This is a genomic window from Acidovorax sp. (genome assembly GCF_046294525.1).
Lineage (GTDB): Bacteria > Pseudomonadota > Gammaproteobacteria > Burkholderiales > Burkholderiaceae_C > Acidovorax.
The window spans coordinates 80,486-105,598 of sequence record NZ_JBKBKQ010000007.1; the positions used below are offsets into that span (position 1 = coordinate 80,486).

The 25,113-nt window shown below is 67.1% G+C and carries 30 protein-coding genes; 14 read left to right on the forward strand and 16 right to left on the reverse strand.

Annotated features, from left to right (window positions below; genetic code table 11):
- Positions 1 to 46: 46 nt before the first annotated feature.
- The 4 genes from ACK4HJ_RS09355 to ACK4HJ_RS09370 all read right to left on the reverse strand — a co-directional run bounded on the left by ACK4HJ_RS09355 (position 47) and on the right by ACK4HJ_RS09370 (position 3,314).
- Positions 47 to 976 (reverse strand): alpha/beta fold hydrolase, encoded by a 930-nt coding sequence (locus ACK4HJ_RS09355; RefSeq protein ID WP_409830321.1) that lies wholly within the window; start codon positions 974 to 976, stop codon positions 47 to 49.
- 50 nt (positions 977 to 1,026) lie between these two features.
- Complete coding sequence (locus tag ACK4HJ_RS09360) at positions 1,027 to 1,152, reverse strand: hypothetical protein (protein WP_409830323.1); 126 nt, start codon at positions 1,150 to 1,152, stop codon at positions 1,027 to 1,029.
- 156 nt (positions 1,153 to 1,308) lie between these two features.
- Positions 1,309 to 1,932 (reverse strand): TetR/AcrR family transcriptional regulator, encoded by a 624-nt coding sequence (locus ACK4HJ_RS09365; protein WP_409830326.1) that lies wholly within the window; start codon positions 1,930 to 1,932, stop codon positions 1,309 to 1,311.
- Between the two features lie 74 nt (positions 1,933 to 2,006).
- On the reverse strand, positions 2,007 to 3,314 hold the full coding sequence (locus ACK4HJ_RS09370) for a fibronectin type III domain-containing protein (protein WP_409830526.1): 1,308 nt from the start codon (positions 3,312 to 3,314) through the stop codon (positions 2,007 to 2,009).
- A gap of 8 nt (positions 3,315 to 3,322) precedes the next feature.
- Between ACK4HJ_RS09370 and ACK4HJ_RS09375 the strand changes: the two genes are divergently transcribed.
- Positions 3,323 to 3,571: a hypothetical protein gene (locus ACK4HJ_RS09375; protein ID WP_409830544.1), complete on the forward strand. Its 249-nt coding sequence runs from the start codon at positions 3,323 to 3,325 to the stop codon at positions 3,569 to 3,571.
- Positions 3,572 to 3,695: 124 nt separating this feature from the next.
- Here ACK4HJ_RS09375 and ACK4HJ_RS09380 read toward each other — a convergent pair whose 3' ends face one another.
- Positions 3,696 to 5,336 (reverse strand): hypothetical protein, encoded by a 1,641-nt coding sequence (locus ACK4HJ_RS09380; RefSeq protein ID WP_409830329.1) that lies wholly within the window; start codon positions 5,334 to 5,336, stop codon positions 3,696 to 3,698.
- A gap of 313 nt (positions 5,337 to 5,649) precedes the next feature.
- Here ACK4HJ_RS09380 and ACK4HJ_RS09385 point away from each other — a divergent pair, with 313 nt between their 5' ends.
- On the forward strand, positions 5,650 to 7,728 hold the full coding sequence (locus ACK4HJ_RS09385; protein ID WP_409830332.1) for an acetoacetate--CoA ligase: 2,079 nt from the start codon (positions 5,650 to 5,652) through the stop codon (positions 7,726 to 7,728).
- 143 nt (positions 7,729 to 7,871) lie between these two features.
- Entirely contained in the window at positions 7,872 to 8,501 is a 630-nt protein-coding gene (gene pssA / locus ACK4HJ_RS09390; RefSeq protein ID WP_409830334.1) for a CDP-diacylglycerol--serine O-phosphatidyltransferase, read from the forward strand.
- An 82-nt stretch (positions 8,502 to 8,583) separates the two neighbouring features.
- Here the strand turns inward: pssA and ACK4HJ_RS09395 are convergent, their stop codons facing one another.
- Positions 8,584 to 9,507 (reverse strand): DMT family transporter, encoded by a 924-nt coding sequence (locus tag ACK4HJ_RS09395; protein ID WP_409830337.1) that lies wholly within the window; start codon positions 9,505 to 9,507, stop codon positions 8,584 to 8,586.
- A gap of 105 nt (positions 9,508 to 9,612) precedes the next feature.
- Here ACK4HJ_RS09395 and ACK4HJ_RS09400 point away from each other — a divergent pair, with 105 nt between their 5' ends.
- From ACK4HJ_RS09400 to minE, 5 genes are all read left to right on the forward strand, one after another.
- On the forward strand, positions 9,613 to 10,482 hold the full coding sequence (locus ACK4HJ_RS09400; RefSeq protein ID WP_409830340.1) for a hypothetical protein: 870 nt from the start codon (positions 9,613 to 9,615) through the stop codon (positions 10,480 to 10,482).
- Between the two features lie 196 nt (positions 10,483 to 10,678).
- Positions 10,679 to 11,035: a proteophosphoglycan ppg4 gene (locus tag ACK4HJ_RS09405; RefSeq protein WP_409830341.1), complete on the forward strand. Its 357-nt coding sequence runs from the start codon at positions 10,679 to 10,681 to the stop codon at positions 11,033 to 11,035.
- A 198-nt stretch (positions 11,036 to 11,233) separates the two neighbouring features.
- Positions 11,234 to 12,043 (forward strand): septum site-determining protein MinC, encoded by an 810-nt coding sequence (gene minC, locus ACK4HJ_RS09410; protein WP_409830344.1) that lies wholly within the window; start codon positions 11,234 to 11,236, stop codon positions 12,041 to 12,043.
- Positions 12,044 to 12,047: 4 nt separating this feature from the next.
- Positions 12,048 to 12,866, forward strand: a complete 819-nt coding sequence (gene minD, locus ACK4HJ_RS09415) for a septum site-determining protein MinD (protein WP_409830347.1) — start codon at positions 12,048 to 12,050, stop codon at positions 12,864 to 12,866.
- Positions 12,867 to 12,869: 3 nt separating this feature from the next.
- On the forward strand, positions 12,870 to 13,136 hold the full coding sequence (gene minE, locus ACK4HJ_RS09420) for a cell division topological specificity factor MinE (protein WP_092951564.1): 267 nt from the start codon (positions 12,870 to 12,872) through the stop codon (positions 13,134 to 13,136).
- A 36-nt stretch (positions 13,137 to 13,172) separates the two neighbouring features.
- Here minE and ACK4HJ_RS09425 read toward each other — a convergent pair whose 3' ends face one another.
- The 3 genes from ACK4HJ_RS09425 to ACK4HJ_RS09435 all read right to left on the reverse strand — a co-directional run bounded on the left by ACK4HJ_RS09425 (position 13,173) and on the right by ACK4HJ_RS09435 (position 14,882).
- Entirely contained in the window at positions 13,173 to 13,748 is a 576-nt protein-coding gene (locus ACK4HJ_RS09425; protein WP_409830351.1) for an MOSC domain-containing protein, read from the reverse strand.
- Between the two features lie 28 nt (positions 13,749 to 13,776).
- A complete protein-coding gene (locus ACK4HJ_RS09430) occupies positions 13,777 to 14,148 on the reverse strand; it encodes an SH3 domain-containing protein (protein WP_409830529.1) in 372 nt (123 codons plus the stop codon).
- 290 nt (positions 14,149 to 14,438) lie between these two features.
- Positions 14,439 to 14,882, reverse strand: coding sequence for a flavin reductase family protein (locus ACK4HJ_RS09435; protein WP_409830532.1), 444 nt, complete (start codon positions 14,880 to 14,882; stop codon positions 14,439 to 14,441).
- Positions 14,883 to 15,067: 185 nt separating this feature from the next.
- Here ACK4HJ_RS09435 and ACK4HJ_RS09440 point away from each other — a divergent pair, with 185 nt between their 5' ends.
- Genes ACK4HJ_RS09440 through ACK4HJ_RS09450 form a run of 3 tightly spaced genes read left to right on the forward strand, consistent with a single transcriptional unit; the run spans position 15,068 to position 16,881 of the window.
- Complete coding sequence (locus ACK4HJ_RS09440) at positions 15,068 to 15,859, forward strand: alpha/beta fold hydrolase (RefSeq protein ID WP_409830353.1); 792 nt, start codon at positions 15,068 to 15,070, stop codon at positions 15,857 to 15,859.
- Positions 15,859 to 16,695 (forward strand): M14 family zinc carboxypeptidase, encoded by an 837-nt coding sequence (locus tag ACK4HJ_RS09445; protein WP_409830355.1) that lies wholly within the window; start codon positions 15,859 to 15,861, stop codon positions 16,693 to 16,695. Before ACK4HJ_RS09440 ends, ACK4HJ_RS09445 begins: the two co-directional genes overlap by 1 nt.
- On the forward strand, positions 16,696 to 16,881 hold the full coding sequence (locus ACK4HJ_RS09450; protein WP_409830358.1) for a hypothetical protein: 186 nt from the start codon (positions 16,696 to 16,698) through the stop codon (positions 16,879 to 16,881). It abuts the gene before it with no gap.
- Positions 16,882 to 16,908: 27 nt separating this feature from the next.
- Here ACK4HJ_RS09450 and ACK4HJ_RS09455 read toward each other — a convergent pair whose 3' ends face one another.
- Positions 16,909 to 17,412 (reverse strand): flavodoxin family protein, encoded by a 504-nt coding sequence (locus ACK4HJ_RS09455; protein ID WP_409830361.1) that lies wholly within the window; start codon positions 17,410 to 17,412, stop codon positions 16,909 to 16,911.
- A 62-nt stretch (positions 17,413 to 17,474) separates the two neighbouring features.
- Positions 17,475 to 18,143, reverse strand: a complete 669-nt coding sequence (locus tag ACK4HJ_RS09460; RefSeq protein WP_409830364.1) for a TetR/AcrR family transcriptional regulator — start codon at positions 18,141 to 18,143, stop codon at positions 17,475 to 17,477.
- An 88-nt stretch (positions 18,144 to 18,231) separates the two neighbouring features.
- Between ACK4HJ_RS09460 and ACK4HJ_RS09465 the strand changes: the two genes are divergently transcribed.
- Entirely contained in the window at positions 18,232 to 18,915 is a 684-nt protein-coding gene (locus ACK4HJ_RS09465) for a hypothetical protein (protein ID WP_409830367.1), read from the forward strand.
- 39 nt (positions 18,916 to 18,954) lie between these two features.
- Here ACK4HJ_RS09465 and ACK4HJ_RS09470 read toward each other — a convergent pair whose 3' ends face one another.
- Positions 18,955 to 20,292: a D-amino acid dehydrogenase gene (locus tag ACK4HJ_RS09470; protein WP_409830369.1), complete on the reverse strand. Its 1,338-nt coding sequence runs from the start codon at positions 20,290 to 20,292 to the stop codon at positions 18,955 to 18,957.
- A 134-nt stretch (positions 20,293 to 20,426) separates the two neighbouring features.
- Between ACK4HJ_RS09470 and ACK4HJ_RS09475 the strand changes: the two genes are divergently transcribed.
- Together ACK4HJ_RS09475 and ACK4HJ_RS09480 are read left to right on the forward strand one after the other, a co-directional pair.
- Entirely contained in the window at positions 20,427 to 21,338 is a 912-nt protein-coding gene (locus ACK4HJ_RS09475) for a LysR family transcriptional regulator ArgP (RefSeq protein ID WP_409830371.1), read from the forward strand.
- A gap of 64 nt (positions 21,339 to 21,402) precedes the next feature.
- Complete coding sequence (locus ACK4HJ_RS09480; RefSeq protein ID WP_409830373.1) at positions 21,403 to 22,017, forward strand: TetR/AcrR family transcriptional regulator; 615 nt, start codon at positions 21,403 to 21,405, stop codon at positions 22,015 to 22,017.
- A 75-nt stretch (positions 22,018 to 22,092) separates the two neighbouring features.
- Here ACK4HJ_RS09480 and ACK4HJ_RS09485 read toward each other — a convergent pair whose 3' ends face one another.
- The 4 genes from ACK4HJ_RS09485 to ACK4HJ_RS09500 all read right to left on the reverse strand — a co-directional run bounded on the left by ACK4HJ_RS09485 (position 22,093) and on the right by ACK4HJ_RS09500 (position 25,096).
- Entirely contained in the window at positions 22,093 to 23,031 is a 939-nt protein-coding gene (locus ACK4HJ_RS09485) for a fasciclin domain-containing protein (protein ID WP_409830376.1), read from the reverse strand.
- A 53-nt stretch (positions 23,032 to 23,084) separates the two neighbouring features.
- Positions 23,085 to 23,540: a fasciclin domain-containing protein gene (locus ACK4HJ_RS09490; protein WP_409830378.1), complete on the reverse strand. Its 456-nt coding sequence runs from the start codon at positions 23,538 to 23,540 to the stop codon at positions 23,085 to 23,087.
- A gap of 175 nt (positions 23,541 to 23,715) precedes the next feature.
- Complete coding sequence (locus ACK4HJ_RS09495) at positions 23,716 to 24,138, reverse strand: universal stress protein (protein ID WP_409830380.1); 423 nt, start codon at positions 24,136 to 24,138, stop codon at positions 23,716 to 23,718.
- A gap of 112 nt (positions 24,139 to 24,250) precedes the next feature.
- Positions 24,251 to 25,096 carry a metallophosphoesterase gene (locus ACK4HJ_RS09500; protein WP_409830383.1) on the reverse strand — a complete coding sequence of 282 codons (846 nt, stop codon included), beginning with the start codon at positions 25,094 to 25,096 and terminating at the stop codon, positions 24,251 to 24,253.
- Positions 25,097 to 25,113 lie beyond the last annotated feature (17 nt).

A 25,113-nucleotide genomic window follows, 5' to 3' on the forward strand; every position in this document is an offset into this window, starting at 1 on the left:
TGCGGCGCGCGCAATACCGCAGTTAAGCGCAGGGACATTGGACCCGTCAGCGGGCTGCGGACGCCACGCCGTCGGCCACAAAGACTGTCACCGCCTGCAGCACCTCGGCCTGCTGCAGGATCTTGCGGTGGCCCAGACCTTCGGTGGCCAGCAGCGTGGCGCCCGCAATGTGGTCGCGGTAGGCCTCGCCATCGGCAAAGCGGTTGATGCGGTCGCCCCGGTCGTGCACCACCAGCGTGGGCAGTGCAATGCGCGGGCCCACGGCTGGGGGCTCGAACTGACGCATCAGGATGCCCTCCCGCGCCTCGATGCGCCGCTGCATGGCGGCGCGGGTGCGCTCGGACAGGCCGAACACCTGGGCGAACAGACGCGTGTACTCGTGCGGCGAAGCGGGCGGTGCCAGCAGCACCAGCCGCCCCGTGGCCAAGCCCCGGCTGGCGGCGTGCGCGGCGGCGTTGGCGGCCAGCGAATGCGCCACCACGGCGGCGGGCGCCGAGTCCTGCGCATGCAGGCGGGCGGTGGCGTATTCGATGGCGCGGCCGAACTGCGGCAGGTTGCTGACCCGGCCGCGGCTGCCGCCGTGCGCGGGCAAATCCAGCAACACCGGGCGCAGGCCGCGCGCGGCCAGGGCCTGGGCCAGCGGCAGCATCTGGCGCGCATGGCCGCCCCAACCGTGCAGCAGCAGCACGGCGGGGCCATGGGGTTGAGCTTGGGGCGTGTAAACGGTGATCTCGGCGTCTTCAAACGGCCAGCGCTCGGTGCGCCAGTCCGCGCCCGGCGCCGCGCTGCGCTCGGGCCGGCGCAGCGGAAGCGGCGTGCCGAACAGCCGGTAGGCCGCACGCACGGCCAGCGCAGGCCAAAGCCGCTCGGTGGCGCCCAGTCCGGCGCGCAGCAGGCGCATGGCGGGGTGCTCGCCGTAAAAGCTGGAGGTGGCCTGCAAGGCCGAGGCGGCAGACGGGGAGGGGGTGGAGGTCATGGTGGGGCTCCAAAAATGGGGGAACAAGGAAGGCGCGCGGCAGGCCGCGCTCAGTAAAAGATCCACTCGCGGTTGCTGCGCGGCAGCCGGGCCAGCGTGGCGCGCACCAGCTGCACCAGCCAGGCCAGGGCGGCCAGCGCGGCGACAGCGGCCACAGTCCAAAAAAATGGCAACATGGGGCTCTCCTTTCTTCGCACGATTGTGCGAAATTGGGGTGAAGAAAAACGATGGCCATCGTTGTAGGGAAGCAAAAGAAAAAGGGAGATCAGCAGCGGCCTGCGCGGCCGCGCTGGTCAGCGTTTCGGCGGTACGGCCCCCAGGGCGGGTGCGGTTCAGCGCGCGGGGGCCGGAGTGTCGTTGGCATAACTTCTCACCAGGCGCGCCCACGATGCCTCGGTGCGCGGCGCCGCATGCGGGTCGCGCAAAAAGCGCACGTCGTGCAGCAGGCCCATGATCATGGAATAGATCTCGCCCACCAGCTGGTCGGGTGGGGTGCCGGTGGGCAGGTGCCCGGCATCGATGGCCTGGACCACCGTGCGGCGCAGCGCAGCGCGCCAGCGTGTGATCTCGCTGTGCAGCAGGTCGCGAAGCTCGCCCTCGCGGTCGTCCAGCTCGAAGGCGCCGGCCGTGTAGATGCAGCCGGTGAAGGCCTCCACATCGCGCGTGCGGGCGATCCAGCGCCGCACGATGTCGTTGAGCCGCGGCAGGCCCTTGGGCTGCTGCATGGCGGGCACGAACACATCGGCGAGAAAGCGCCGGCCAAACTCCTCGATCACCGCCTTCTGCAGCGCCTCGCGCGAGCCAGCGCGCGAGAACACGCCGCTCTTGGACAGCCCCACGCGGTCGGCCACGGCCTGCAGCGTGATCGACTCCAGCCCCTCGGCCGCAGCGAGGTCCAGCGCCGCGCCGACAATCGCGGCGCGGGTGAGCTCGGCTTTTTGGGTCTTGGCGTCCATGGACGTAATTTAGCACATGCGTGCGAAATAGCGCAAGTGCCTGCTGCCATGGGGCGCCGCACGCTTCTCTGGCCTCAGTCCACCTGCACGCGCAACGGCATGGAATGGCTCACCACGTCCCAGCCGTCGGCGTCCACGCCCGAAACCACCACGAGGAACAGGTCGTGCACGCCGCGCGGCAGCCCGCCCGTGTTCAGCGCAAGGTCCACGCGGCCGTTCCACTGCGTCCAGCTTTGCAGCTCCCGCACCTTGGCGGATTTCAGGTCGGGATGGTCGCGCAGCTCCACGCGCTGCCAGCCGGAGCTGGCATCCTTGCCGACGATGACCCGGCTGTCGTCCGAATAGAGCTCGCGCACCTGCGGCTTGGGCAGCGGGTTGTCCACGCCGTCCTCGCGCTGGCCGAAGTTGCCGAAATAGTTCTGCTCGATGAAATAGCGCAGGCGCATGGTGGGGTCGGCGTAGATGCGCTCGGTCTGGCGGTTCTGGTTGACCCAGGTCTTGCCGTCCTTGTGCAGGCGCGTGATGAGCTTGCCGTCATTCTGGCCCTGGGTGCCCGTGTAGACCATGATCTCCATCAGCGCCCAGGCGCCGTTGCTGTCGGGGGCCTTCACGCTGTTCCAGTAGGTACTCTTGTCCGTGCGTGACCGGTTCACATAGGTCACGAGGCCCGCCACCTTGATCTGGTTGTGGACTTTGATCTCGGTGTCGCCATCGACCACCGTGTTCTCCCAGTTCACGCGCTCGTGCTTCCATTGGTAGCTCTTGGCGTAGGGCTGGCCGTCCAGCAGCATCACGTTGCGCACCCAGTGGGCCTTGTAGAAGTAGCGCTGTTCCGGGATGGCAAAGCCGGGGTCGAACCGCCGCGTGGCGTTGTAGTGGCGCGAATCCTCGGGCGTGAACAGCACCTTGCCGCGCACGGGGTCCAGCGCGATGTGGGTGGGGTGGCCCAGATCGCTGAACACCCAGCCCTGCCCGTTGGCCATGCGCGCGCCAACGGCCTTGCCCTCGATGGGCCCGCCGGGTCCGCCCAGGAAAGTCTGCGTGACCTGCGGTGCGCCAAACGCGCCCGGGATGGTGACGGTATCTCCATGGCGATACACCGTGGCTGCCGTCCACGCAAGCGATGCGGGAGGCGACACATTGCCGGCCGCGTCAAACGCCTGCACCTGGAGGCTGTAGTTGGTGGTCGGCGCCAGGCCGCTCAATGCGTGGTGCGTTTCCGCCACCGTGCCAGCGAGGGCGCCGTTGAGAAAGACGCGATAGCCCGCGACGGCTACGTTGTCCGTACTGGCAGTCCACTGCAAACGCAGGCTGGTGCTGCCGAGCGCCTGCGCCGACAGGCCGCCCGGCGCCGTGGGCGGGGTGGTGTCGGCAGCGGGGATAGGCGCAGGTGCTGGTGCTGGTGCTGGTGCTGGTGCTGGTGCTGGTGCTGGTGCTGGTGTTGGTGCTGGTGTTGGTGTTGGTGTTGGTGTTGGTGTTGGTGTTGGTGTTGGTGTTGGTGTTGGCGCTGGCGCTGGCGCTGGCGTCGGCGCGGACACCACAGGCGTCGAAAGATCGAGCGGCACTGGCTGCCGATCTGCCGCGTCGCTACCGCCGCATCCCGCCAAGGAGGCCGACAGACCCGCCGCCAGCGCCGTGATCCAAAGGCGTGAGCCGGGGTGTGTGGCAGCGGCATTGGGGACGAATTCGAGGAGGCGTGCGGTGCGGGCCATGGTGCTCGGAAAAGAAAAGAGGGGTGGAAACCTCGGTGAACCGGGGAAGGATTAGCGCAGGGGGCCAAGGTAAGTGGCCTGCATCCCGTTCAGAAGGAACAGGTGCTTGTTCTGCAGGTCGGCAAAGCGCCCCTGGTTCACCACGATGTCGATGCGGCCGTTTTCCCAGCGGGTGGGTACCTGCACTACGGCATCGGTGCGGCTGGCCCAGTTGGGCGAGTCCGCCAGTTCGATGCGCCGGAAGCTGAAGTCCAGGTAGGGCATGGCATGGCCGATGAACTCGCCGGCTTCCCCGTTCATGTCCACGGTGTTGTTCAGCAAGAAGTAGTGCAGCTTGCCGCCCACCCCGAGCCACCCGGTGTTCACACCCGTGTAGTTGCGCGACACGTCGGTGAGCACCTTGCCGTCCGCATAGAACGCGATCTTGTCATTGGCAAAGTCGGCCAGGATTTCGTAGCGGATCCAGGTGTTGGCCTGGTAGGCGACGGGCCGGTCGGCGTACATGCCGGGCACGCCGTCATTGGCGCCTTCGGCGCGCGCCGTGAGCGTTGCGCCCTCCTTGGCCGTCCACACGTTGGAATTGATGTTGCTCGAATCCTTCCAGTAAAAGCGGAAGTACTTGCCGGGCTTGTCGATGCTGGACAGGTTCACATAGCCCGAGTAGTACATCTGCGGCTTGTAGCCCAGCGTCTCCCACAAGTTCCAGTTGCGCAGTCCGGCGTTGCCAGGGAAGCGATCGCGCACGCTTTGGGTGATGCTGCGCTTGAGCCAGCGGCCAGACGGCGTGACACCGCCGCTGCTTTCCACCGTGGCGCCCGATTCGCTGGCGAAGGCATTGAAGTCCGTTGCGACGGTGGTGGGAAAGATCCCGTCCAGATGCGCTTGCCAGCCTGCCTTGGTGTTGGAGGCTGGCACGGCCGTGGTGGCATTGTCGAAGTCGCTGAACCGCGCCAACAGGTGGCGCTGGCCCTTGTAGGCGTAATTGCCGGTGTTGTGATCAGCCTTGGTGCCAAAGTTTGTGCCGGTGATCGTGAAGGGTGCGCCGTGCGCAGGCGCTGTGGCAGCCTGCGCGGCGGCCTGCAGGGGCGCACTCAGGCCCGACCAGTTGCCTGCCGCATCCGTAGCGCGCACGGCGAGGCTGTGGCTGGCGCCCGGGGCCAAGCCGCCCAGAAGGAACTTCGTGGCGAGGGAGTTGCCCGCAGGCACCCCGTCCACCCAGATCTCATATGCCGTGACAGCCACGTTGTCGGTGCTGGCAGCCCAGCCGATCTCGATGGTGCTCGCGGTGCGCGCCAGCACGGCCAGGCCGGTGGGTGCCGAGGGAGGCACCGTGTCCGTGGAGGGCGACGACGGACCCGGACCGGGTGCGGGACCCGGCGCTGGCGCAGGACCTGGCGCGGGGGCTGGCGTCGGCGAAGGTCCCGGGGCAGGGGCTGGAGGTGCCGACGCAGGGCCGGGTGCTGGCGCCGGTGCGGGGCCCGGATGGGTCGGCTGCGGCAGCGCTGCAGCAGGGCTCTCGGGGGTAGCGCTGTCCGATCCGCCGCAAGCAGCCAGCGTGGCGGTGAGCGCCCACAAGGCCACGAGGCGAACGCGCACCGCCGGGCGAGCGGCGCTGGCGAAAGGCAGTGGTACGGGGGAGGTGCAGAAGGCAGCGCCGTGCGCGGCCGCGCGGGGGTAACGGGCAGGGTTCATGGATGCGAGATTGGTATGGTTGTGAAAGGCTGCGCACTGCGGTCATCCATGCAGCGCACAGGGAAAAGCACCGTCTCTCCACCGGCTCTTGCTTTTCCGCGGCGGATTGTGCGAGGCCTCGCTTTGTCCAAACTGACAGCTGCAGCGCTCAACTGTGCTAATTTGTTACCGGTGTCCCAATCTGCGACACATCGGGCGTGCGAGGACGTGGTGGGCCGAAATCCGGCCGGCGTTTGGCCGCAACGCGGGCAGTGTCAATCCGGCGACCGGCGCCGCTGGCTGGCGCGCCGCCCCGCTGGTACGCTGCGTCGCCATGGAGACGACCACCACACCCGCCCGCCCCCCATACATTCCCCAGATCCGCCTGTACCAGAACTGGCTGCGCGACGAGCGCGGCCTCGCGTTCGACAGCTACGACGCACTGTGGCGGTGGTCCACCACCGAGCTCGACGCCTTCTGGCAGAGCGTGTGGGATTATTTCGATCTTCAGTCGCCCACGCCGCACACGGCCGTGCTGGCCAAGAACACCATGCCCGGCGCCCAATGGTTCCCGGGCGCCCAGGTCAACTACGCACGCCAGGCGCTGCGCCATGTCGATGCGGCCCATGCCGCAGGCCTGCCTGCCATCATCAGCCGCAATGAAAAAGGCCAGCACCGGGAATTGGGCTGGCCCGAGCTGCGCCGCCAGGTGGCGTCGCTTGCGCTGCACCTCAAGGCCCAGGGCGTGTTGCCCGGCGACCGTGTGGCGGCCTACCTGCCCAACGTACCCGAGGCCATGGTCGCCTTCCTCGCTACGGTGAGCATTGGAGGCGTGTGGAGTATCTGCGCGCCCGACATGGGCACGCATGCGGTGCTGGACCGCTTCCGTCAGATCGAGCCCAAGGTGCTCATCAGCGTGGACGGCGTGACCTACGGCGGCCGCGACCACGACCGCACCGGCGTGCTGGCCGAGTTGCGCGCGGCCCTGCCCAGCGTGCAGCACGTGATCGTTCTGGGCAACCTGAATGCTTCTGTTTCGATAGCTGGAACCGCAAGCTGGACAAGCGCTATGGCCAAAAATGATGCTGAAACCGCAGCGTTTGAACCGATGTGGCTGCCGTTTGACCACCCGCTGTGGATCGTCTATTCCAGTGGCACCACGGGGCTGCCCAAGCCCATCGTGCACGGCCATGGCGGCACCGTGCTGGTGGCGCTGCAGCTCAAGGTGCTGCACAACGACATCGGTTGCAGCTATGAGGCGAACAGCTTTGGCGAGCGCTACCACTGGTACAGCTCCACCGGCTGGGTGATGTGGAACGCGCAGCTCAGCGGCCTGCTGTCGGGCACCACCTGCGTGATCTTTGACGGCAACCCCGGCGGCAGCAAGGAGCACCCCGACTGGGGCGTGCTGTGGCGCTTTGCCGCCGAAACCGGCCTGACGTACTTTGGCGCGGGCGCGGCCTTTTTCACCAACTGCATGAAGGCAGGCATCACGCTGGCGGACTATGGCGACCTCAAGCGCATTCGAGCGCTGGGCACCACGGGCTCGCCGCTGTCGCCCGAGGTGCAGGAGTGGGGGACAGAGCAGTTTGCGCGGCTGGGCACGTCGGATATCTGGTGGAACAACATTTCGGGCGGCACGGATTTTTGCGGCGCCTTTATCGGCGGCAACCGCGAGTTGCCCCAGGTGCCCGGCGAGATGCAGTGCCGCATGCTGGGCGCGGCCGTGGAATCGTGGGACGCCGAGGGCCGCCCCGTGCAGGACGCCGTGGGCGAGTTGGTGTGCGCCCAGCCCATTCCGTCGATGCCGCTGTACCTGTGGGGCGACAAGGACGGTTCCCGCTACCTGTCGAGCTACTTCGACATGTACCCGCCCGGCCACGGCCGCCTGCCTGGCGGCGGCGACGGCCCGGCCAGCATGGGCGCGGTGTGGCGCCACGGCGACTGGCTCAAGATCGGGGCCAACGGCGGCTGCATCATCTACGGCCGCAGCGACGCCACCATCAACCGCCACGGCCTGCGCATGGGCACGAGCGAGATCTACAGCGCCGTCGAGGCCCTGCCCGAGGTGCTGGACAGCCTGGTGGTGGACCTGGAGTACCTGGGCCGCGACAGCTACATGCCCTTGTTCGTGGTGCTGCGGCCCGGCCACACGCTGGACGAAGCGCTGCGCGCACGCATCAACGCCGCCATCCGCACCGCGCTCAGCCCGCGCTTTGTGCCTGACGACATCTTCGTGGTCGCGGAAGTGCCGCGTACCCTGAGTGGCAAGAAGCAGGAGCTGCCCATCAAGAAGCTGCTGCTGGGCCAGCCGCTGGAGAAGGTCGTCAACAAGGACGCCATGGCCAACCCCGGCTGCCTGGACTGGTATGTGGCCTTTGCCCGCGAGCGCGCCCGGACTGCCGCCGCCTGAGCGCATCGCCAACAAAAGGTCCCGGCTGACATACGCGGCGCGCGCTGGCAGGCACCCTACCGGGATGCCCGCCGCGCGTGGGCCGCCATAATGCGCACCCCGCATTGCATCGCATCGCCCAGCCTGACGCAGGAGAGCCCGCCATGACCACACCCCCCTCGCACCCCAAACGCTTTTCGATGATCCGCGAGTTCCACCTCGCCGACTGGTTCACGCTGGGCAATGCCGTGTGCGGCGTGGGCGCGCTGTTCTCGTCCATGACGTACCTGGAGACGAACGATGTGCGCCATGTGTACTTTGCGGCGGCGCTGGTGCTGGCTGCGCTCATCTTCGATGTGCTGGACGGCCGCATTGCCCGCTGGCGCCAGAAAAGCTCGGCCATGGGGCGCGAGCTGGACTCGCTGGCCGACGTGATCTCCTTCGGCGTGGCCCCCGCCATCATTGCGTATGCCTGCGGCATGCAAGGCCTGTACGACCGCATCGTGCTGGCCTACTTCGTGGCCTGCGGGGTGTCGCGACTGGCACGCTACAACGTCACGGCCGAGACGCTGTCGGGCGACGACGGCAAGGTGAAATACTTCGAGGGCACCCCCATCCCCACCTCCATCGTGCTCGTGGGCCTGCTGGCCCTGGCCGCGTGGACGGGAGCGGTGCGCGAGAACCTGTGGTTCGGCAAGGTGTTGATTGGCGGCTTCACGCTGCACCCGCTGGTGCTGCTGTTCGCGGCCTCGGGCTCGCTGATGATCAGCCGGATCAAGATCCCCAAGCTGTAGCTGCAAAACCTCTGGGGTATATCAAAACTGATAGCTGCTAGCGCTTGCTGGATAAGCGCTAGAGCCTGTTTTTATACAAAATTCACGCCACGGCCGGCCGCCGGTTCACCAGCACAATGCCGCCCGCCACCAGCACCAGGGCCACCACCAGCCCGGCCGTGACGGGCTCGCCCAGCCACCAGGCGCCGATGAGCAGCGCGAACACGGGCGTGAGGAACACAAACACCGACAGCCGCGTGGCGGGGTAGTGGGCCAGCATCCACATCCAGACCAGGTAGCTCACGAACGCGCCCACCAGCGCCTGCAGCAGCAGCGAGGTCCAGGCAAACGCGCTCCATTGCAGCGACCACGTCTCGCCGAGCGCGAGCGACAGCACCGGCAGCACGGCCGCGCTCACGCCCACCTGGTACAGCAGCTGCTTGGCGGGAGCGACGCGCGAAAGCGGGGTGCTGCGGATCACCACCGTGGTCAGCGCCCACATCAGGCCTGCGGCCAGGCCCAGCAGGTCGCCCAGCCAGGCGCGTGGCAAAGCGGCATTGGCCGGGCCCAGCAGGCCGTCACCCAGGGCCAGACCCATGCCTGCAAAGGCCGCGCTCAGCCCCAGCCACTGCCAACCCTGCAGCCGCTCGCCGGGGATGAAGCGCGGCAGCAACAGCGCCACCCAGAACGGGGCCGAGTACAAAAACACCGTGAGCCGCGACGCGGTGGTGAACTGCAGGCCCAGGTAGATGCACGCAAACTCGCCCGCAAACAGCGCGCCCGCCAGCAGCCCTCCGCGCATGGCGCCTGCAGGCTCTGCCGCGCTGGACAGCTGTACACCGCGCCACAGGCACCACGCGGCCACCGCCACCGTGGCCATGGCAAAACGCACAAACGCCTGGTACACGGGCGCCACCTCGCCCACCGTGGCTTTCACCAGCACTTGCTGGAAGCCCCAGAACATGCAGCACGCAAGCAGCAGGGTAACGGCCAGGGAATCAAGATGGGTTTTGCGGGCAGAAGGCATCGGCCGATTATGGGATGCGGGGCGGCGCGCGGTGGGCCATGGTCTGACAGGCCCCGTAGGTGCACGCGCACGTGATGGCGCCCGCGGGCTGGGTAAGGTCGCTCCATGAAACGCCCATGCCACCCCACGCATTCACAAGGCCCCAGCACCCCCCACGGCACTGCGCGGGACCCGGGGCCCCTGGGTCCGCTGTCGCATCCGCCTTCCGACGCGGCGTTCTTCAGCAGCTTGGGGATGTTCGCGGCCGGCGTCGTGGCTGTGGTCCTGGCGCTGTGGCCCCCGGTGCCACATGCGGACACGACGCCTGGGGGCAGCGCCGTTCCTGCCGTATCGACTGGCGTGGGCCCATCCGTTCAGGCCCCGCTGCCACGCATGCCGGTGCTGCCCCGGTTTGGCGCCGAGCCGGCATCCGCCGACGCGCAGCTGGTGGCGCGCTGGGCATTCGATTCAGGCGATCACGGCGACCGTGCGGTGGTGCTGGTCGACAAGGTGGCGGCCAGGGTCTATGTGTTCCACACCGACGGCACGCTCAAGGGCGCGTCCCCCGCGCTGGTCGGCTCCGCCGTGGGCGACCACACAGTGCCCGGCGTGGGCGACAAGCCCATTGCACAGGTGCTGCCTTCCGAGCGCACCACGCCCGCCGGTCGGTTCGTGGCAGAAATGGGTGTCAACGCCAGTGGAGAGGACGTGGTGTGGGTGGACTACGACGCGGCGGTGTCCATGCACCGCGTGCGGCCCACCGTGAAGGCCGAACGCAGGCTGGAGCGGCTTGCGTCGCGCACCGCGCAGGACAACCGCATTACCTTTGGCTGCATCAACCTGCCCGTGGCGTTCTATGAAAGGGTGCTGAGCCCCACCGTGCACAGGACCGGCGCCGTGGTGTACGTGCTGCCCGAGACGCAGACGGCGGCGGCGCTGTTTGGCGCCCATGAGGTACCGAACTCCACGCCTGCCACGCAGGTCGCAGCACGGTGACAAACAGCCTGGGACAAAAGCGTGAAACAGAAGCCTTGGCCGCGCATCGCCTGCCCGCCAGACAGCCATCGTCTGACACGGCATGCGGCTTGAGGACGACGCCGCCAAAACGGCAAAGCCTTAACTTGGAGACAGCTGGTGGCAACGCCAGTCAATGTTTCTTCCCCTTTTTTCATAACCGTTCAAGGAGCAACCCATGACCGCATCCACATCGCTGAAGACCGTTCTCGCCAGCCTCGCCGCCGTTGCCGTGGTGGGCACCGCCATTGCGCAGGGCACGCCGCCCACGACCGCTACGCCTGACCCCGCCACGGGCGCCGGTCAGCGCAGCACCCAGAACACCCCCATGGGCGCCACCGGCACACCCGGCGCCAACGCGGGCGGCAACATGGGGGCCACCGGCGCGACAGGCTCTGGCAGCGCCAACATGAACAACAACAATGCCAACACCGGCACGGGCGGCATGCAGGGCTCCACGATGGGCAGCACGGGCTCCAACGACTCCACGACCCTGGCGCAGAACACGCGCCCCGCACGCGCTGACCGTAACTGACCGTGTGGCACGCGCCAGCACATCAAAAGCCGGGCTTGCCCGGCTTTTTTCTTGGGCCTAACCACCGGCGATTTCTCGCATCCCGCGGACCAGAAGGCGTGCCCCGCTACGCCTTGACACGTGCGCGCGCAGCCCCACGGTACACTTTGCGGCTTCTGAAACAGCTCCGCCTGCCCGGCATTCACGGCTTTCCTCTACATGGCCCTTACCACGTCGGCCCAGTCCCGCACCAGCTTTGACCTCAAGAGCGCCTCGCTGCCCGTGGTGGCCGTGGTGCTCAAAACCACCGACGCTGCCGTGTTTGCAGCCGATCTGGCCGACCGCGTGGCCGAGGCGCCCGGATTTTTTGACAACGACCCGGTGCTGATCGACCTGGCGCCGGTGCGCGAGGCCGACGAGCCCGTGGACTTTGCCGCCCTGCTGGCCACACTGCGCAGCCACAACACCCTGCCGGTGGCGGTGCGCGGCGGCAGCCCGGCCCAGATGGAAGCGGCACGCGCTGCCGGCCTGGCCGCCGCCCCCGACGCCCCGCCTGCGCGCGCCGAGGCACCCGTTGCCGCCGCCAATGAGGTGCGCGAGGTGGTCCGCGAAGTCGAGGTGGAAGTGGTGCGCGAAGTGCACGTTGAGGTGCCCGTGGCAGGCCCCGGCACGGTCGTCATCGACAAGCCGCTGCGCTCAGGCCAGCAGGTATATGCCCGCGGCGCCGACCTGGTGGTGATGGCCGTGGTGAGCTTCGGCGCCGAGGTGATCGCCGACGGCAACATCCACGTGTACGCACCGCTGCGCGGCCGTGCCATTGCCGGCGCGCGCGGCAACACCGAGGCCCGCATCTTCTCCACCTGCCTGGAGCCGCAGCTGGTTTCCATCGCGGGCATCTACCGAACCACCGAGACGGCCCTGTCCGACGACGTGGCCGGCAAGCCAGCCCAGGTGCGGCTGGAAGGCGAGAAGCTGATCATCGAGCCGCTGCGCAATCCTGTACGTATCAACCCCCGAGAAACTCAGTAAACCCATGGCCAAAATCGTTGTTGTGACCTCCGGCAAGGGTGGTGTGGGCAAGACCACCACCAGCGCCAGCTTTGCCACCGGCCTCGCCCTGCGCGGCCACAAGACTGCGGTGATCGACTTCGACGTCGGCCTGCGCAACCTGGACCTCATCATGGGCTGCGAACGCCGCGTGGTGTACGACCTCATCAACGTGATCCAGGGCGAGGCCAACCTGAACCAGGCGCTCATCAAGGACAAGCAGTGCGACAACCTGTTCGTGCTGGCCGCCAGCCAAACGCGCGACAAGGATGCGCTCACTCAGGACGGCGTAGAAAAGGTGCTCAAGGACCTTGCCGCGATGGACTTTGAGTACATCGTCTGCGACTCGCCCGCCGGCATCGAAAGCGGCGCTCTCATGGCCATGCACTTTGCCGACGAGGCGCTGCTGGTGACCAACCCCGAGGTGTCGAGCGTGCGCGACTCCGACCGCATCCTGGGCATGCTGGGCAGCAAGACCAAGCGCGCCATCGAAGGCGGTGAGCCCATCAAGGAGCACCTGCTCATCACGCGCTACAACCCCAGCCGCGTGGAAGACGGCCAGATGCTGAGCCTGGAAGACATCCAGGACATCCTGCGCATCAAGCTGATCGGCGTGATTCCGGAATCCGAAGTGGTGCTGCAGTCGTCCAACCAGGGCACGCCGGCCATCCACGCACAAGGCACCGATGTGTCCGAAGCCTACAAGGACGTGATCGACCGCTTCCTGGGCGCCACCGACAAACCCTTGCGTTTCATCGAAGCCGAAAAGCCCGGCTTCTTCAAGCGCCTGTTCGGGAGCAAGTAACACATGGCATCCTTCCTGTCCTTCCTTCTCGGTGAAAAGAAGAAGACCGCCAGCGTGGCCAAGGAGCGCCTGCAGATCATCCTGGCGCACGAACGCAACGGCCGCAACGCCTCCGAACCCGACTACCTGCCCGCGCTGCAGCGCGAGCTGGTGGCCGTGATCTCCAAGTACGTCAAGATCAATCCCGAGGACCTCAAGGTGCAACTGGAACGCCAGGACAACCTGGAAGTGCTGGAAGTCAAGATCGAGCTGCCCGACACGGTGCGCTGAGAGCTGGTGGGCCTGCCGCGCCAGGCGGGCCTTTGGTCAGCGTGCGTGCTTGGCAAACTTGGCCGCAAAGGCCGCCGCAATGCTGAGGCTGCGCCGTCCCGCAACCCACCGTGCCTTCTGGCCCGGTGCAAGGGTGCCGGGCTGGTCCACCGCCAGGTAGTAACCGCAGTTGCGCGCCAGGGCCATGGCGCGGCCCGCCTGCGCAAAGCCCATCACCGCATTGAACTTGAAGCACGGCTCGCGCGGCGCGGTGACGCGCAGCACGCAGTCCGGAAAGTGCAGTTCATCGCCCACAAAGACCTCGTGCTCCAGCGGGCCGTCCACGGTGAGGTTCTCGCCCATGAAGCCAGGCTCCAGCGGCTCGTCCAGCAAGCTCACCCCGTGCTTGCGTCGCTGCGCCTGCCAGAACGGGTAGTGCGCCGCCGGGTAGGCATACACCGCCTTCTGCAGGCCGCCGTGCACGCTCAGGTCGGCTTGCTCGTCCCCGTGCAGCCCCAGCGGGCCCACGGCCACCGCATGGCGCACAGGCCGCTTGCCGATGCCGGTGAGGATGGCGCGCTCGCCCATGCGGATGCGCTGCGCCGTGCCCAGATTGATGCTATGGATCAGCATGGCAGTGACCAGGGGGCGCGGTGGGCGCCTACCAGCCCCACAGGAGAGGCTTGGACACCCAACCGCGCAGGCCGCCTTCCTGCTGCACCTTCACCCAGTCGGCGCGCCGGTCCAGCGTGCGCAGCACCTCGCCGCGCTCGGCCTTGCCCAGCACGCGGCTGCGGGTGCTGGGCGCGCTGCGGATGTTGGCCACCTTGCTTTTGACAATGTGGTGCGGAGTGGTGTTGACCAGCGGCCGGTAGACCCAGCCGGTGTCGTTTTCAAAGTCCCGCACCTTGAGCCAGGAGCCGCTGCGGCCCGTCACTTGCAGTGGGTACCCCTGGCTGAGCGACCACAGCGTCGGGTGCTGGGTGCCCGCGCCTGCGCGCATGTTGATCTCGGGTCTGGCCACGCTCACCATCTCTTGGGCATGGCTGGTGGTGATCGCCCCTGTGGCGAAAGACAGGGCGAGCAGAAGTCCGCGGAGGTGTCGGGGCGAGTGTGTCGAGGCGGTCAAGGGGGAGGGACGGGTCAACGGCATGGGGCTCCAGTTCCAGAGGGTCACCACCAGAGCGGCGCACGCCCATCGCGCACCGTTGGTGAGGCCAGGCGGAGCATTTTTTCAGGGCCACGCGCGTTGTCAAAAAATGTGAGGTTTGTCGCACCACGCGGCATGGTTTTGTGCCGCGACGGCACTGGGCACCCTGTGCCCTACAGCGGGTGTTCGGTATAGAACCTGCCGCCGTGGTACAGCAGGGGCGGCACGCCGGTGCGGTGGTTGCAGCGCTCCACCTCGCCGACAAAGATCACGTGGTCGCCTTCTTCGTAACGGCTGCGGTTGAAGCACTCGAACGTGGCTGCGCAACCGGCCAGCACGGGGGCGTCGCTGATGCCGGGGCTGTGTTCCACGCCGCTGAAGCGGTCCACGCCGCGTGCGGCAAACCGTTCGGCCAGCGGTTTCTGGTCGGCGGCCAGCACGTTGATGGCGTAGTGCGAGCCGTTTGCAAATACCGGCATGGAGGCTGCGGCGCGCGCCAAGCTCCACAGCACCAGCGGCGGGTCCAGCGACACCGAATTGAACGAGCTGGCGGTGAGTCCGATCAGCTGTCCCTCGGCGTCCCGCGCTGTGACGATGGTGACGCCCGTGGCAAACATGCCCAGCGCATCGCGGAACTCGCGGGTGGAAAAACTGGGCGGGCGGGCGAGGGCAGGGCGGGTCAAGGCAGGGCTCACAAGATCACAGAAGGCCGCCGCGGGCGGGTGGCCGCGGCGATGGAACTATTATGGGGCGCTGCCCGCCACAGCGCTGTGGCGGGGGCTTACCCTGTTCTGTTTCACGCATGGCTGTTCTTCCCCACTTCACCACCCTGGGCTCCGGCCCCACCGTGCTTATGTTGCACGACGCAGATGGCGGGCACCTCACCTTTGCGCCCCAGGTCGAGACCCTGGCCAGCGCGGGTTACCGCGCCGTGGCCTGGGACATGCCGGGCTACGGACACAGCGCACCCATCGAGCCCTACAACTTCAAAGGCCTCGCAGAAAGCTGCCTCGCCCTTGTGGATGCGCTGCAGGCCGAGCGCGTGACTTTGGTGGGGCATGGCATGGGTGCGATGGTGGCGCTGGAAGCCGCCGTGCGCAGGCCCGCGGTCGTGCAGCGCTTGGTGCTGTGCGCGGGCGGGCCCGCGCTGGACGCGCAGGCCCAAGGCGACTGGGCCACCCCGCGGCTGGATGCGCTGCAGGCCCTGCAGGACGCGGGCGGCAGCATGGAGCAGCTGGCTCAGACCCTGGTGCCGCGCTACATCGGCACGGGTGCGCTGCCCGAAGGCGTGCGCCTTGCCGTGCACGCGCTGTCGCAGGTCTACGGCGGCAGCTACCGGCGCGCGCTGCAGGCGCTGTCCACTTTTGACCGGGGTGCGGCCGAGCTGGTGCGCCTGCATGTTCCCGTGCTGCTGGTCAGCGGAGAAGGCGACCGCTGCACGCCTCCGGATGCCCTGCAGGCCCTGGCCCAGGTGCTGCCCGATGCGCGGCATGTGAGCCTGCCCCACGTGGGGCACTGGCCGCAGCTGGAAGACCCCGAGGGTTTTGACGGCGCGCTGCTGGACTTTCTGGCCTCGCAGCGGGTTCTGCATTGATGCCCTGCAAGCCGGGGAAGGCCGCGGCTGCGCCCGCGCTGGCCGCCGCACTGCTGGCGGTGCTGGCCGCCGTGGGCATGTGGATCGCACCCGGGGAGCCTGTGGAACGCGGCGATACGCTGCGCAGCGTGGCGGGGGCGCCTGGACCCCAGCCCGCCCCCGCCGAGGAAACCACCGCAGAGGCCCCTGCCAAGGCTGCCCATGCTGCAGCGCCTGCAGGGCAAACGACCTCCGGGCCTGCCGCATGCGATGTGCTGCTGCACCGCCTGCCTGCCGTTTCCCGTGCGCAGTGCGAGAGCGCTGCGCTGGTCCCCAGCGGCGCGCGGTCCGTGCAGGGGCTGCCCTTGTACTGGCGTGATGTGCCCGCGGCCGCCGTGCGCGCAGAAAACACCGAGGGCCCAATGCGGGTGCTGGTTGTGGGGGCGATCCACGGCGATGAGATGACGGCCGCGTCGTTGGCGCTGCGCTGGATCGCACTGGCTGAGCAGGCTCGGCGCCCGGTGCACTGGCGCTTTGTCCCTGTCCTGAATCCCGACGGACTGCTGGCGCGGCCCGCCACGCGCGTGAACGCCCGGGGCGTGGACCTGAACCGCAACTTTCCCACGCCGGGCTGGGCGCAGGACGCGCCCCACTACTGGGAAAAACGCACGCGCCGAGATCCGCGCCGGTGGCCCGGCACCGCGCCTGTGTCCGAGCCCGAATCCCGCTTTCTGCATGCGCAAATGGCCCAGTTCCAGCCCCAGCTCATCGTCAGCATCCACGCGCCATATGGCGTGCTGGACTTTGACGGCCCGCAGGCGCCGCCCGCGCGGCTGGGGCGGCTTTGGCTGGACTAGGTGGGCATCTTCCCGGGCTCGCTCGGGCACTACGCGGGGGTGCACCGGGGCATGCCGGTGGTGACCATCGAGCTGTCCCACGCGCTGGACATGCCCCACGATGCCGAGATCCGCACGATGTGGGAAGACCTGCTGCGCTGGATGGGTGAGCACTGGCCGCAGGCGGACGCAGGCCCGCGCCCCTGATCTGACGGTGCTTGGCAGGTCGGTCGCTCAGCGTGCCGTGAAGTGGCGTGCTGCGGCAGCCACAGCCTGGGCATCGGCCTGTACCGCACTCGGCGGGCCGCCCTTGCCCCACAGCGCACCGCCCCAGCGCATGCCGAGGAAGTCACCGCACAGCACGACGGAGTCGATCATGGGCTGGGCCTTGGTGCGGTCGCCGCTGGTGGTGACCAGCGACAGCGTCTTCTCGGCCATCCGGGACTTGAAGTCCAGTCCCGGGACGCGCATCCACGCACTCCAGTGGTCCAGATAGGTCTTGAGCGGCGAGGGAATGCTGAACCAGTACACCGGCGCCACGAAGATGATGTGGGTGGCGGCCAGCGTTGCGTCCAGAAGGGTCTTCATGTCGCCTTCGGGCGGCGCGTAGGTGCCGGTGGTGTGGCGCTGGTCCACAAATGGCGGAAGCGCCATGCGCGCCAGGTGCAGCCAGGTCTGGCGGGCATCGGCGCCCAGGTGGGACGCGGCTTCGCGCGCCAGCCATTCGGTGTTGCCCACATGGCCTGGCTAGCGCGTGGAAGTGGTGAGGAAGAGGTAATGCGGTGCGTCGGTGGAGAGCGTCATGCCGCCATCGTAGCGCCGGGGGTGGATTGATCTGGCAGCGCGGGCGACAGCAGGTAGGCCAGGCACAGCTGCACCAGCGCGTCCTCGAACTCGTCCGAGTCCAGCAGCGGGGATTGTTCCAGCGACGCCGCCCGCACTGCGCCCATGAAGGCGCGCGTGAGCACGAACAGCTGCGCCGCCGAGGGCACGCGCAGCGGGTGGTCATTGGCCATGCGCTGCAGGTGCAGGGCTATGCGCTCGCTGGTGCCGCGCACCGACACCAACACTGCCGCGCGGTAGTCCAGCTTCCACGACAGGCGCGCCAAGGGCCGCAATTCTTGCGGTCCTCCGCCAAACGCCTGCAGGTATTGGCGGACATACTGGCGCACCTGCTGCTGCGGTGACCATCCTTCGGCGCGCGCCCGGGCCAGCAAGGCGTCCAGTTCCAGCATCACCCGCTCGCAGTGCTGGTCGAGCATGGCCACCAGGATGGCCTCCTTGCTAGGAAAGTACTGGTACAGCGAGCCCACCGACACGCCGGCCAGCTCGGCAATGCGATTGGTGGTGAGCGCGCCTTCGCCTTGCGTTGCCACTATGCGGGCCACGGCTTCAAAGATTGCATCGACCGTGATTTGGGAGCGCTCCTGGCGGGGCGTGCGGCGAGGGGGCGAAAGGGCTTTGGACATGAAAACCTGAGCGCAATGCGAGTAGGCGGAAAGCCGGGTGCGTCCTATTCTGCCGTCGTCCCTCGAACAAACTAAACCGGAGCACTCCATGCCAGACACACGCCAGAGCCCGCCGGGCGCGGCTGCCATTGTCTCTTCAGCCCCCAGCCGCGTCGGCCGCAGCTCGCCCGCGCTGCGCAGCCTGCACCGCGCCAGCGCCATGGTGCTCGCGCTGTTCATCACAGCCCACGTGTTGGGGCACCTGGCGGGCGTGGCCAGCGCAGCCGCGCACCAGGCGGTGCTGGAGGCGCTGCGCGGCATCTACCGCCAGCCAGTGGTTGAAGGCGTGCTGCTGGCCTGTGTGGTGTTCCAGGGGGGCAGCGGCCTCACGCTGCTGTGGCGCGGCTGGCGCCAGCGCCGAGGCGCGGTGGCGTGGTTGCAGGCAGCGTCGGGTGCGTATCTCGCGCTGTTTTTGCTCATCCACGTGACCGCCGTGCTTGTGGCGCGCCAGAACGGCGTGGACACCAACCTGCAGTTTGCGGCCGCTGGCCTGCGCACACCGCCGCAGCACTGGTTCTTTGGGCCGTACTACTTTCTGGCCGTGCTGGCCCTGTGCACGCACGCTGGGTGTGCGCTGTACTGGAACCTGCCCTACCGCTGCCGCGCAACCGTGTTGGCGGGCGCCATGGTCTTGGGGACCCTGCTGGCCGCCACGCTGGTGGCAATGCTGGCCGGCGGCTTGGAGGGCGTGGCGCTGTTGCCGGCAGCCACGCCGGAGACGGGGCCCGCATGAGCCATGGTCCGCGGTCGCTCTGGGCGCGTTGTGCGCGCTTCAGGCAGCCCGGGCCGTCAGGGCGTGCGCGCGCTGCTCCATGCCGCAGAAGCCGAAGTTCATCGCCGGCACTTGGCCGCTGATTAGTTCCGCCAGCGCCTTGCCCGAGCCCGCACCGTGGGTCCAGCCCAGCGTGCCATGGCCCGCGTTGACCCAGAGCTTGCCCACGCCGGTGCGGCCGATGAACGGGATGTTGGTGGGGGTGGCAGGGCGCAGGCCGGTCCAGTACTGCGGATTGCCGCCTTCCTCGGGCGTGCGGGTGTCGCACACGCCGGGCAGGATGGCCTCGATGCGGCGCGAGAGCATGTGGCAGCGTGCGCGCGCGAGCGTGCTGTCCAGCGTCAGGTCCCAGCCGTTGAGCTCGATGGTGCCTGCCACGCGCAGGTAATTGCCCAGGCGGCTCATGGCGATCTTCTTGCCGTCGTCGATGGTAGAGACCATGGGCGCCCCCTCGGGCTTGAGCAGCGGGAAGGTCGCGCTGTAGCCCTTGCCGGGGTAGATCGGCAGGTCCACGCCCACGCTGCGCAGCAGCGGCGCGCTGTACGAACCGCAGGCCACCACCACCGCGTCGCCCTTCAATATGAAGTCTTTTTTGCCCCCAGCGCTTGACTGGCGAGCGATGACAGCTACTGAATCAATAGCATTGCCAATCTTGTTGAGGCGCAGCACGTCGTGGCCGTAGTAGAACTGCGCGCCGCGCGCAGCACAGCGGCGGGCCAGTTCCTGCGTGAACACCCGGGCGTCGCCGCTTTCGTCCGTGCTGGTGTAGGTGCCGCCGGTGATCTTGTCGCCATAGGCCTTGAACGCGGGTTCGATCTGCAGCAGTTCTTCGCGGCTCACCAGGCGGCGCTGCACGCCGTGCTTGCGCATCAGTTCCACGGCGTGGCCTGCGGCATCGAAGGACTTCTGGTCGGTGTAGAAGTGGGCAATGCCGCGTTCGAGCCGGTTGTATTCAATTCCGGTGGTGCTCACCAGATCCTTCAGCGCCGCATGGCTGTAGGCGCCCAGCGCCACGATCTGGGCCACATTGCGCTCGAACGCCGCGTCGTTGCACTGCGCGAGGAACTGCAGGCCCCAGCGCCATTGCTGCCAGTCCATCTGCGGGCGAAACAGCAGCGGTGCTTCCTTGTCGAACATCCACTTGAGCGCCTTGAGCGGCGCCTCGCGGTTGGCCCAGGGTTCGCAGTAGCTCACCGAGATCTGCGCCGCGTTGGCAAAACTGGTTTCGAGCGCTGCATCGGGCTGGCGGTCCACCACGATAACCTCGTGGCCGCGCTCCAGCAGGTGCCAAGCGGTGCTGATGCCGATGATGCCGGCGCCGAGAACGATGGTTTTCATATGCGGAATGCCTTGTGAGCCTTTGCGTGCCACACGCCCCAATGCGGGACACGATGGGGCGCAGTGTGCGCGACATTGCTTTCTACTAAAAGCAAAATTAAACTTGATCCAAAAACATCAGATGACCTAATAGTATGAGCACCTACGATCCTGCCGCCCTGGAGTGCCTCGCCGCCATCGTTGAAGAGGGGGGCTTCGAGCGCGCCGCCCAGCGGCTCAATGTGACGCAGTCGGCGGTGTCGCAGCGCCTGCGTGCGCTGGAGGCGCAGGTGGGCTCGGTGCTCATCGTGCGCAGCCGGCCGCTCAGGCCCACGTCGGCGGGGCAGTTGTTGCTCAAGCACACCAAGCAGATGCGCCTGCTGCGCGCCGACCTGGAACGTGACCTACAGGAGCTGGCGCCCAGCGCGCCGGGCGGCACGCGCGAGGACGAGCGCATCTCCATCGCCATCAACGCCGACAGCATCGCCACCTGGGCCATGGGCGCTCTGCATGACCTGGTGCGCCAACGCCTGCCGCTTGAAATCATCGTGGACGACCAGGATTTCACGCAGGAATGGCTGCGCTCGGGCCAGGTGCTCGGCTGCGTGACCACGCTCAAGCAGGCGCTGCGCGGCTGCAAGATGGTGCCGCTCGGGGCCATGCACTACGTGGCCGTGGCCTCGGCCGCATTCGCCCAGCAACATTTGGCGCACGGCTTGACTCCGCACAACTTCCGCGAGGTGTCTTTTCTCTCCTTCAACCGCAAGGACGACATGGCCGCCGAGTTTGTGGCCCGCGCTTTCGGGCTCAAGCGGGTGGCGCTCAATCACCTGTTCGTGCCGGGCAGCGAAGCCCAGATGCGCGCCGTGGCCGCCGGTTGGGCGGTGGGCGTGGTGCCGGAATTGATGGCGCGCGCCGGCATTGCCGATGGCAGTCTGGTGGACCTGGCACCCGGGCGTTCCCTGCCCGTGCAGCTGTATTGGCACTGCTGGAACCTGGAATCGGAATTGCTTGACGCACTGTCTGCTGCGCTGACCAGCGCCGCCGCTGAAGCCCTAGTGTCGTGAACGCCGTAGTTGCTTTGCAACTTGGGCGTTTATTTTTTCTACTGCAATGTATAAAATCGACGCCATGGCCACACCGCAACCCAAAATCTCGTTCAAGGAGCAGATGCACCAGGCTCGCGAGGAAGCGATCCTGCAATCTGCCTGTCGCCTGCTGGGCGAAAAGGCGTTCGACGCCATGACCATGGATGACGTCGCCAACGCCGTCGGCATCGCCAAAGCCAGCCTGTACAAGCACTTCTGCAGCAAGGAAGAGCTGTGCAGCGCGGCCATGGTGCAGATCCTGGGCCGGGTGCAGACCTACTTGACCGAACTGCCCGCTGACATGCCGCCCATGGACAAGTTGCGCGCGCTGGTGCGCTGGTCGCTGGAGCGCCTGCTGACCAACGAGATGCCCCTGCTGCCCAGCCGCAACTCCACCTTGCGCGCTGTGCTGATGGCCAACAAGGACTACCTCAGCGGCCTGGTGGCGGTGAGCGACCAGATTGGCGAATGGATCACCCAGGCCCAGGCGCAGGGAAAGATCAGTCCCACGCTGCCGCCGCTGGTGGTGCTGTACACGCTGTACGCACGCGCCTGCGACCCGGTGGTGAGTTTTCTGAAGGAAGGTGGCCAGTATTCAGACGCTGAGATCGTGGAGCTGGTGGTTCGCACCTGTTTCGATGGTCTGGCGGCGCGTTAATCGGCAGCGCGGAGCCACCCCGCCACCATTAAAAAAGCCCGGCATGCCGGGCTTTTTTCTTTGCCGTGTGCTGCATCACTTGGGCAGGATCACCTTGTCCACGACATGGATCACGCCATTGCTGGCGAACACATCGGCTGCGACGATGTTGCTAGTACGCATGTTCTGGTCGGTGATGACGAGGCTGGAGTTGACGGTGAAGGTCTGGCCCTGCACGGTGGCGATGGCGGAATTGACTGGCACCTCGGCTTTCAGAACGCGCGCGGGCACCACGTGGTAGGTGAGCACCGAGGTCAGCAGCGCGGTGTTGGCAAGCAGGGCTTCCTTGGTCACACCCAACTCGGCCAGCAGGGCGGCAAATGCCGCATTGGTGGGCGCGAACACGGTGAACGGCCCGGGGCCTTGCAGTGTCGTCACCAGGCCGGCAGCAACCACCGCTTCGACCAGGATGCTGAAGTCCGGCAGGGCAGACGCCGTGGCCACGATGTCCTTGTCTGCGGGCAGCAGTACGCGGTCTACCAGATGCACCACGCCGTTGCTGGCCTCGATGTCCGTGCTCGTGATGGTGCTCACGCGGTTGCGGCCATCGGTGATCTTCAGGCCGTTGTTCGACTCCACCTTGAAGAAGCCGCCCGACACCGGGGTGATCGCCTTGCCCAGCGGCACCTGGGCCCGCATCACCTTGCTGCCCAGCACGTGGTAGGTCAGCACGGCGGTCAGCAGAGGCTTGTTCGCCAGCAGCGCTTCCTTGGTCACGCCCAGTTCGGTCAGCAATGCCGCAAACGCGGCGTTGGTGGGCGCGAACACCGTGAGGGTGCCCGTGCTCAGCGTGGACGCCAGGTCAGCGGCGACTACGGCTTCGACCAGGATGCTCAACTCTGGCGTGTTTTGCGCAAGCTCGACGATGTTGCGCTGGGGCTCGTCATCGCTCCCTCCGCAGGCTTGCAGCAGGGTGGTACTGGCGCCCAGCGCGGCTGCCATCAGGACGGTGCGGCGATTGAATACGGTGTTCATGGCGGCTTCTCCTCGTGAATGGATGGTGGTTGAAAGAGCAGGGGGCCGGTGCCTTACTTGGGCATCAGCACCGTGTCGATCGCATGGATCACGCCGTTACTGGCGCCCACGTCGGTAGCGATGACCTTGGACTGGTCCACCATCACGCCCGAGCTGGTGGACACAGTGAGTTCCTGGCCCTGCACAGTCTTGACCTTGCCGGCCTTCACGTCCGCCGCCATGACCTTGCCAGGCACCACGTGGTAGGTCAGCACCTTGGTCAGTGCGGCCTTGTCGGCCAGCAGGCCGTCCAGCGTGGCCTTGGGGATCTTGGCAAAGGCTTCATCGGTGGGGGCAAACACTGTGAACGGGCCGGGGCCCTTGAGGGTGTCTACCAAGCCAGCGGCCTGCACGGCGGCGACCAGGGTCTTGAAGTTGCCGGCCTTCACTGCGGTATCGACGATGTCTTGTGCCATGGCGCTGAAGGTGGCGCCAGCGGTCAGAGCGAGTGCAATCAGGGTCTTCTTCATGGGGCTTTCCTCTCGGTTTCGACGGAAAAGACACGCCAATATGGGCGTGGCGCGAATGTATAACCATTTGGTACTAAAGTAAACCGTACAGTTATTCAGTAACCAATCGGTCGCGACAACGCGAAAAAAAGCCCTGCAGAGCAGGGCTTTTTCGAAGGTGCGTGAGGCGGCAGCTTCAGCGCACGATCAGGACGGGCACTTTGCTATGGGCCAGGACCTGGGTCGTGACCGACCCCATCACCAGTGTGGCCAGAGCGCCGTGGCCATGCGAGCCCATCACCAGCAGGTCGAACTTGCCGCTGTCGGCCACCTTGGCGATGCTTTCGCCCACGTGGCCCACCTTCACCGCGCGCTTGGCCTGCACGCCGTGGCGCGCCAGGAATTTGCACACGGGGGCGAGGATCTTCTCGGCTTCGTCAGCGTGGTAACTGTCCACGGCTTCCTTGCCGAGCGCGGAGCGTGCACGGGCTGGCAGCGGCGCTTGAACAGTAAGTACGGTGTAGTCGTGGGTCTCGCCCAGCAATTCGGAATGGGTGGCCAGGTAGGCCAGCATTTTCTTGGTGTAAGCGCTGCCATCGACAGCAAGCAGGATGTTCATGGTGTTCTCCGATAAGGGGTGGCTCAGACTACTGTGCGCGGGCCCGTGTTGTCTTGACCTGTGTCATGGTTTTCTCCTGCGCGCTGCGGGGCAGCTGGGCCCCGCGGGGCGATCATACGGTGATGCAGTAGCCGGGCTGAAACTGTTCCTGCTCGCCTTTGCGGGCATAGCCCAGCGGATTGGCCGCCACGCGGCAGGACCAGGGGACACCATCGGCCTGCACACCCTGCACGGTGTAGTCACTCGGCGCGTGCAAGTGGCCGTGCAGCCACAGCCGGGCTTGAGGCAGCAGGGCGTCCAAGGCATTGCAGAAGCCGGCGGTGCCAGGCACCAGGCCGTACCGCGGGTCCGCGCTGCGCAGGCTCGGCGCGAAATGGGTGACCGCCACGGTCGGGCCCGTGAAAGGGGTGGCGAGTGCGCTGGCCAGCCAGGCTTGGCACAGCAGGCCCTGCTCGCGCATCTGCTCAGCCAGAAAGGGTTCGCCATGTCGGGTGCCGCCCGTCTTGCGCAGGTAGAAGTTCGCCGCGCGAAAGGCCTTATCGCGCATCTTCAGTCGTCGGCCGATGTCCGTGGTGCCCTCGTGGTCGGCCAGGGCGTCGAAATCGGTCCACAGCGTGGTGCCCACAAAGCGAACGCCGTCCAGCACCAGCGACTCGCGCTCGAGCCAGGCGATGCCGAGTCGGTCGCACGTGGACCGCAGCCGCTGGTGTGCCTCGTCGAAGTCCTGGGCGTCGTATTCGTGGTTGCCGGGCACGAACAGCACGGGCGTGGGCCAGCCGGCAAACTGGGGCAGGGGAGAGAACCGGGCCAGCCCGAAATCACCGTCGTCCAGCAGCGAGCCTTGCTGGTACGAGCCAATATCACCCGCCAGGACCAGCACATCTGCCCGCGGCGCGGGTTCTGCGGCAAAGTGGGGGTGCGCCTCCAGGTGCAGGTCGGACAGCAGTTGAATATTCATGGAGGGCGCAGTCTACG